Here is a 6,279-nt window from a genome sequence, read left to right as displayed (position 1 = left end):
GGATGGACTTACCGCTGGTGTACCAGTTGTTCTGCCAAGGGCATTGCTGGGTAGCTATGTAGGGAAGGGATAAACGCTGAAAGCATCTAAGTGTGAAGCCCACCTCAAGATGAGATTTCCCATTTCTTTAAGAAAGTAAGATCCCTGAGAGATGATCAGGTAGATAGGTCAGGAGTGGAAGTACAGTGATGTATGGAGCGGACTGATACTAATCGATCGAGGACTTAACCACATTGGTAAAGAAAAAAACTCGGTAGAGTTTACGAAATACTTCAAATCCAGTTTTGAGTGAGCAAAAGCAAACTCAATAATGATAACACCACAGTGTGGTGGCGATAGCGAGAAGGATACACCTGTAACCATGCCGAACACAGAAGTTAAGCTTCTTAGCGCCGATTGTAGTGAGGGGTTGCCCCTTGTGAGAGTAGGACGTCGCCACGCGGTTTATATAAATCCCCATAAGATTATCTTATGTGTGTGTTCGTTGTAAAAAACGAACAAGGTGATTCCGGCATAGCTCAGTTGGTAGTAGCGCATGACTGTTAATCATGATGTCGTAGGTTCGAGTCCTACTGCCGGAGTTCTCATTTATGAGAAAGAGTAATGAGCTTCTTTCACTCTGGAGAGTTGTCCGAGAGGCCGAAGGAGCATGATTGGAAATCATGTAGATGGTTCACGCTGTCTCAAGGGTTCGAATCCCTTACTCTCCGTAGCATTTTCCTGGCCCGTTGGTCAAGCGGTTAAGACACCGCCCTTTCACGGCGGTAACACGGGTTCGAGTCCCGTACGGGTCATTAATTGAAAAATGGAGGTTTAGCTCAGCTGGGAGAGCATCTGCCTTACAAGCAGAGGGTCAGCGGTTCGATCCCGTTAACCTCCATAATGAACTGGTTCCGTGGTGTAGGGGTTAACATGCCTGCCTGTCACGCAGGAGATCGCGGGTTCGATTCCCGTCGGAACCGTCATTCTTTTTCAATTAATACATTTTAAAATTTGGCGCGGTAGCTCAGTTGGTAGAGCAACGGATTGAAGCTCCGTGTGTCGGCAGTTCGATTCTGTCCCGCGCCACCATGGAGGAGTAGCGAAGTGGCTAAACGCGACGGACTGTAAATCCGTTCCTTAGGGTTCAGTGGTTCGAATCCACTCTCCTCCATTACATAGGGGCATAGTTTAAAGGTAGAACAGCGGTCTCCAAAACCGTTAGTGTGGGTTCAATTCCTGCTGCCCCTGCCATGGCGAATGTGGCGAAGTGGTTAACGCACCGGATTGTGGCTCCGGCATTCGTGGGTTCGATTCCCATCATTCGCCCTTCTTTATTGGGGTATAGCCAAGCGGTAAGGCAAGGGACTTTGACTCCCTCATGCGTTGGTTCGAATCCAGCTACCCCAGTTCTATAATTTCATTTATAGATTGAAAATAGTATAATGGCGGTATAGCCAAGTGGTAAGGCAGAGGTCTGCAAAACCTTCATCACCGGTTCAAATCCGGTTACCGCCTTAGTACTAATAAAATCAACTTGCCGGCGTGGCGGAATTGGCAGACGCGCTGGACTCAAAATCCAGTGCCCGTTGAGGGCGTGCCGGTTCGACCCCGGCCGCCGGTATTGACTAAGATGTACTCATCTTAGTTTTTTATTGAGAAATAAAATAACATTGTTTATAATGGCGAATGTGGCGAAGTGGTTAACGCACCGGATTGTGGCTCCGGCATTCGTGGGTTCGATTCCCATCATTCGCCCTTTCTTATTGGGGTATAGCCAAGCGGTAAGGCAAGGGACTTTGACTCCCTCATGCGTTGGTTCGAATCCAGCTACCCCAGTTTTTTACGCCGGCGTGGCGGAATTGGCAGACGCGCTGGACTCAAAATCCAGTGCCCGTTAAGGGCGTGCCGGTTCGACCCCGGCCGCCGGTATCATAATGAACTCCTAATGTGTCTTACATTAGGGGTTTTCTTTAGCTCTTTGTCAATAAGAACTGATGCGTGGTGTAAAAACAAATCTGGGTCAGAATGAACCTCATTCTGTCTCAGATTTTTTTGTTATAGAGCCATTTTCTTTTTGAAGCGTTGTCCTACTCTCTATACAGAAAATCATTCCACATCATGAAAAGAACCGTACCTACTGCCGTATAAGAAGCTAAAATGAATAGAGGTAATGAAGATGAAGAAAACGTTTTTCTGTCTGATGACTTTTATGAGTTGCTTTCGCTACTGCAAAGAGCAGAAAATGGTCCTTATCATTCATTATCATTGGTGAGGGTCCTACAGGGATTCAAACGTTAGATAGCCTATGATTTTTCTGGCTTCTAGATATAGTGAAAGTCGTTTTTACCCACTCATCTGTGTTTGAAATAATTCATCTAATCAAACTGAGCCAAGAAAATACAATAATGGTAATCATCTAATTTTAAAAAATAGGGATCTATCTATTGTTTTTTTGAATACCTCGATAGTTTAAAATTGCTCCCGCTCTATACAATTATGAATTAAATGAATTGGACTTTAGTCTAATGTTTTTTACATTAATCAATACTATAATTAATATAGTATTGTGGATTTAAGAAATTAAAGAGGAAAGAGAAAATATAGATGTTAGAGTTAATTATCTCCAAATTTTTTTTGGTACATATTCTATTTTTATTTCTAGCCTATTAAAGTCAAATTTGCTTGTTGGAGGGATTATGGATAATAAGAATCAAAAACTATTTATTGCTCAGTTTATTGCAACAATTTGTGTTGTTGTTATTCATTGTGGAACCATTACTAATCACCCGATAGTGCATTTTTTCTAAAAAGTATGGTTTGTCGTATTGCTGTTCCATTCTTTTTGTAAATAATGCATATTTCTTTCGGATAAATAGTAAGAGGGAAGGCTATTCGAAGATGTGGCTAAGAAGAATAGTACGTCTATATACTATAGTGTTTTTGTTGTACATTCCGTTTGGTGTTCAACTGTTACAAGATACAGTTGATATTCAGTGGAATTTATGGTCAATATTATTGGCATTGGTAGTTAGTTTCCTATATACTGGAAGCTTCTATCACTTATGGTATTTTCCTGCTTTGATAAGTTCATTAGCTATAGTTAAATATATGTTTCAAAGATTTAGATATAAATGGATTTTTCTGGTTTGCTTTTTATTTTTTTCAGTTGGTTCCCTTGAAACGTATTCCTTATTTATATCAAATCCAATGGTCATATCAGTTATGGAAAAATACTTTAATATTTTTTTTACTACAAGAAATGGGTTATTCTTTAGTCCACTCTTTATTTCCATAGGATTTGTTTTGGCTGATAATGTACATAATTTAGAAAAGCATCGAAAGTTATTCATATATGGACTAGTCGCTGCGTGTTTTTTAGGAGGAGTCGAAGGGATAATCACATTTTATAATCAAGGAATCGATAAGAATTTTATGTATTTCACAATCCCTTTTATTTTTAGTTTGTATGGACTGTTGGTTATTTCTAAAAGTAAAATCAAAAGTTTTGAAAATTTAAATTCCTATAGTAAGAATATATTCTTGTTTCATATGATACCTATTCAAATCTTTAATATGAGGCATGTCGAAATAACACCTATAAATGGATTATTCCGCTTGATGTTAGGTGTGTTTGTTCCAATAAGCATTGTTTTATTTTACAATAAAATTGTGAAACAAATATCAATTTTTTACAAAATTAAAATGTGAGATGAATTGATGCAGCATATTTGTTTGATTATGCTGAATTAGGATTTAAGTCAGCAATCTTGTTTTGAAATAAATCATCTAGTTAAACTGAACTAAGAAAATACGAGATGGGTAATCATCTAATTAAAATAATCAGGGTTCTAGCTAAACCCCAGCCTTCGGGTATCATAGAACCACTAATGAATCTTACATTTTTGGTCTCTTTGTCAAATGATGTTGGTAAAGAAAATTCTTAGAATCATTTGGACACAAAGAAGAAAATTTCTTTCTGTTCTTTTTTGGTTAAAATAGTATTACCATGACAGATAATATTCTAGTATCTCTAAAAACGAATAAACGGTGTTCAAAGAGCTGACCTTCGGCGATAAGTCAAAAAATCTCAAAACATGAGGAGCTATTTCGAGATTTTCATCCTTAATGCTCCTGCGATTACTCGTCGCAGTTTTTACTTGGTGAGCGCTCAGGTCAAGACACTCTTTTCACAACCTCATGAAATAATGAGAGAGAAGTAAGAAGTAGTTAGTCTCTAAGGATAAACGATTGCCTGTGATAGCTGGGGTATTAATAGGTAGTATGATAAAGTATGAGTAACATATAAAGGATGGTGAATCATATGAAAGTTTTTAAGTTTCTCGTTAAAATGTTCTTAGCTGTAGTAATTCCTGCTTATGCCACTTATGGTTTGTTATCTGATAGGAATAAGTCAGACAGTAAGAAATCAAAACGCACTTAGATTGATTTGATGATTTTATTCGTTGTACCCTGATCCAGGGGAATCGAAAAGCTAAAAAGGAGCAAAACTATCAGAGGATGGAATGATTGTCGAACTTTATTTTTGACCTTATTAATACATAATAATGTAAAGGCATTCATTGGAAGGTGAGTTAAAATGAAGAACATTATTGAGTATAAGATACCCTTTAGTTCTAAAAATATTGAAATACAAGTCAGAGAATTTTTGAATTATTATGAGAAAGATAAAACTGTCTTTCACTCGTATGAAGTAGCCAACAAGGCGAAAGAACTTGCAGAAAAGTTTAACGTACCAAAAGATAAAGCCTATCTTGCTGGTTTGTTACATGATATTAGCGTAATCATTCCTGATGATGAAAGGATAGAACTACAAAAGAGTTTAGGGGAGGAAGTTCTAAAAGAAGAAGAGAAACTACCTATGATTCTCCACCAAAAACAATCAGTATGTATAGCAAAAGAACTATTCAATATAAAGGATAGAGAAATATTATCAGCTATTGAATGTCATACAACGCTTAAAAAAAATGCTTCTAGTTTAGATAAAGTTGTTTTCATTGCAGATAAGATTAAATGGGATAGAGACCATAGTGCTCCTTATTTAAAACAATTGAACAAAGCTTTAGACATCTCTTTAGATCAAGGGTGTAAAACCTATATTGAGTGGGCTTTAACGGATATTTTCGTTTTACATCCTTGGCTAAAAGACGCAATGTGTGACTTAGGAATGTGAGTTTATGAGAAAATTCTATTTGGTTCAATAAAGAATTTGTGCTTTTTTATGATTATATTTTCGTCAGTTAATTTTATAGAGAGATTACTATTTTTTATGTCGAATGAGTGTAATCACCGATGAGGACTAGACAAACGGTTATTCTCAAAGCAGTAAAAGACATACACAATTTTACTTAGTAGTTTGGCGTGATCAAATAAGTTCTTTCAGATTGATGGGTTGAATAACTTCATCTTAGCGGTAGTGTAGTAGTTTTTTATAAAAGAATTAGGACCGATAGAATACTCTATCAGTCCTACAATGATTGAGTGTTCGTCTGGTCTAGAGACTAAAAGGTGAGTGTCCTAGACTTAACATGTTTTACTAGATCTGCTTTAAACGAAAGCAGAAGAAGTTGTCTACTGAAATCACTATACAATTTATTCTGATAATGGAATCAGATTCATTTCTTCATAATAAGACATTTCCCAAAAAAGATATTCAAATTCCAAACTGGAAATAAAAATTTGTTTTACTTTTTGTTGTTCCTTCGCACTTTTCATTTCGGCTAATTCATCCAACAGGTCAAACATCCACTCAAATGATTTTTCAAAACTAGGATCTGCATATAAATCAATCCAGGAGCGATAGGGGTTCTTTTCTAAACTCGATTGATATCGTTTTTTTAAACGACTCGCATAATCGTAATAGGTCCAAGCGCAGGGAAGGATAGCTGCGATGATTTCAGCTACACCTCCACTATGGCCGATCGCTAGCATATTTGTTGTATAAGAGCGATTGTAAAAAGAAGGTTGTACGGTGTTAAATTCTTCTTTTTCAATAGCATAATCCAACATATATTGGCGATGTAAGTCAAGTTCTGTTGCTAGAATACTGTATTGTGCTTCCACAAAATGAAACAATTGATGTTCATTGTCTGATTTGGTGGCAGCTAATGCGAATACTTTAGCATATTCAAATAAATACAAGTAATCTTGTAGTAAATAAAATTGAAATGTCTTTTTAGCAAGAATACCTTTTCCTAATTCTTGAATAAATGGATGATTAAATCCTTTTTCCCAGCTGTCATAAGCTTCGATTTTTAAATTTTTTGAAAATGACATTGA

At 36.8% G+C, this 6,279-nt stretch carries 3 protein-coding genes, 15 tRNA genes and 2 rRNA genes (1 of these 20 running past the window's edge); 19 read left to right on the top strand and 1 reads right to left on the bottom strand.

Going from position 1 to position 6,279, the window contains the following annotated elements; all coding sequences use genetic code 11:
* From EHR_RS12990 to yqeK, 19 genes are all read left to right on the top strand, one after another.
* A 23S ribosomal RNA gene (locus EHR_RS12990) occupies positions 1-232 on the top strand (it extends 2,682 nt beyond the left edge of the window).
* A gap of 93 nt (positions 233-325) precedes the next feature.
* Positions 326-441: ribosomal RNA gene (gene rrf, locus EHR_RS12985) — 5S ribosomal RNA — on the top strand.
* A 66-nt stretch (positions 442-507) separates the two neighbouring features.
* Positions 508-581: transfer RNA gene (locus EHR_RS12980), tRNA-Asn, on the top strand.
* A 40-nt stretch (positions 582-621) separates the two neighbouring features.
* Positions 622-710: transfer RNA gene (locus EHR_RS12975), tRNA-Ser, on the top strand.
* 12 nt (positions 711-722) lie between these two features.
* Positions 723-794, top strand: a tRNA-Glu gene (locus tag EHR_RS12970).
* 13 nt (positions 795-807) lie between these two features.
* Positions 808-880, top strand: a tRNA-Val gene (locus tag EHR_RS12965).
* Between the two features lie 9 nt (positions 881-889).
* Positions 890-962: transfer RNA gene (locus EHR_RS12960), tRNA-Asp, on the top strand.
* Between the two features lie 33 nt (positions 963-995).
* Positions 996-1,071: transfer RNA gene (locus EHR_RS12955), tRNA-Phe, on the top strand.
* 1 nt (position 1,072) lies between these two features.
* Positions 1,073-1,153: transfer RNA gene (locus EHR_RS12950), tRNA-Tyr, on the top strand.
* A 6-nt stretch (positions 1,154-1,159) separates the two neighbouring features.
* A tRNA-Trp gene (locus tag EHR_RS12945) sits at positions 1,160-1,233 on the top strand.
* A 2-nt stretch (positions 1,234-1,235) separates the two neighbouring features.
* Positions 1,236-1,308: transfer RNA gene (locus EHR_RS12940), tRNA-His, on the top strand.
* Positions 1,309-1,317: 9 nt separating this feature from the next.
* Positions 1,318-1,389, top strand: a tRNA-Gln gene (locus EHR_RS12935).
* A gap of 37 nt (positions 1,390-1,426) precedes the next feature.
* Positions 1,427-1,497: transfer RNA gene (locus EHR_RS12930), tRNA-Cys, on the top strand.
* 21 nt (positions 1,498-1,518) lie between these two features.
* Positions 1,519-1,603: transfer RNA gene (locus tag EHR_RS12925), tRNA-Leu, on the top strand.
* Positions 1,604-1,664: 61 nt separating this feature from the next.
* Positions 1,665-1,737: transfer RNA gene (locus EHR_RS12920), tRNA-His, on the top strand.
* A 9-nt stretch (positions 1,738-1,746) separates the two neighbouring features.
* Positions 1,747-1,818, top strand: a tRNA-Gln gene (locus EHR_RS12915).
* A gap of 8 nt (positions 1,819-1,826) precedes the next feature.
* A tRNA-Leu gene (locus EHR_RS12910) sits at positions 1,827-1,911 on the top strand.
* Positions 1,912-2,799: 888 nt separating this feature from the next.
* Positions 2,800-3,690: an acyltransferase family protein gene (locus tag EHR_RS12905; RefSeq protein ID WP_243464872.1), complete on the top strand. Its 891-nt coding sequence runs from the start codon at positions 2,800-2,802 to the stop codon at positions 3,688-3,690.
* 889 nt (positions 3,691-4,579) lie between these two features.
* Positions 4,580-5,173 (top strand): bis(5'-nucleosyl)-tetraphosphatase (symmetrical) YqeK, encoded by a 594-nt coding sequence (gene yqeK / locus EHR_RS12900; RefSeq protein WP_010719632.1) that lies wholly within the window; start codon positions 4,580-4,582, stop codon positions 5,171-5,173.
* Between the two features lie 419 nt (positions 5,174-5,592).
* Here yqeK and tenA read toward each other — a convergent pair whose 3' ends face one another.
* Positions 5,593-6,276: a thiaminase II gene (gene tenA / locus EHR_RS12895; protein ID WP_010737296.1), complete on the bottom strand. Its 684-nt coding sequence runs from the start codon at positions 6,274-6,276 to the stop codon at positions 5,593-5,595.
* Positions 6,277-6,279 lie beyond the last annotated feature (3 nt).

The organism is Enterococcus hirae ATCC 9790 (assembly GCF_000271405.2).
In the GTDB taxonomy this organism is placed as follows: Bacteria; Bacillota; Bacilli; order Lactobacillales; family Enterococcaceae; genus Enterococcus_B; species Enterococcus_B hirae.
The sequence above is the reverse complement of the archived record's forward strand: the minus strand, read 5'-3'. Positions and strand labels throughout refer to the sequence as shown.

What these genes read in the sequence shown, in the direction of transcription:
- yqeK (WP_010719632.1), top strand. Translation starts at nt 4,580, where the DNA reads ATGAAGAACATTATTGAGTATAAGATACCCTTTAGTTCTAAAAATATT.
- tenA (WP_010737296.1), bottom strand. Translation starts at nt 6,276, where the DNA reads ATGTCATTTTCAAAAAATTTAAAAATCGAAGCTTATGACAGCTGGGAA.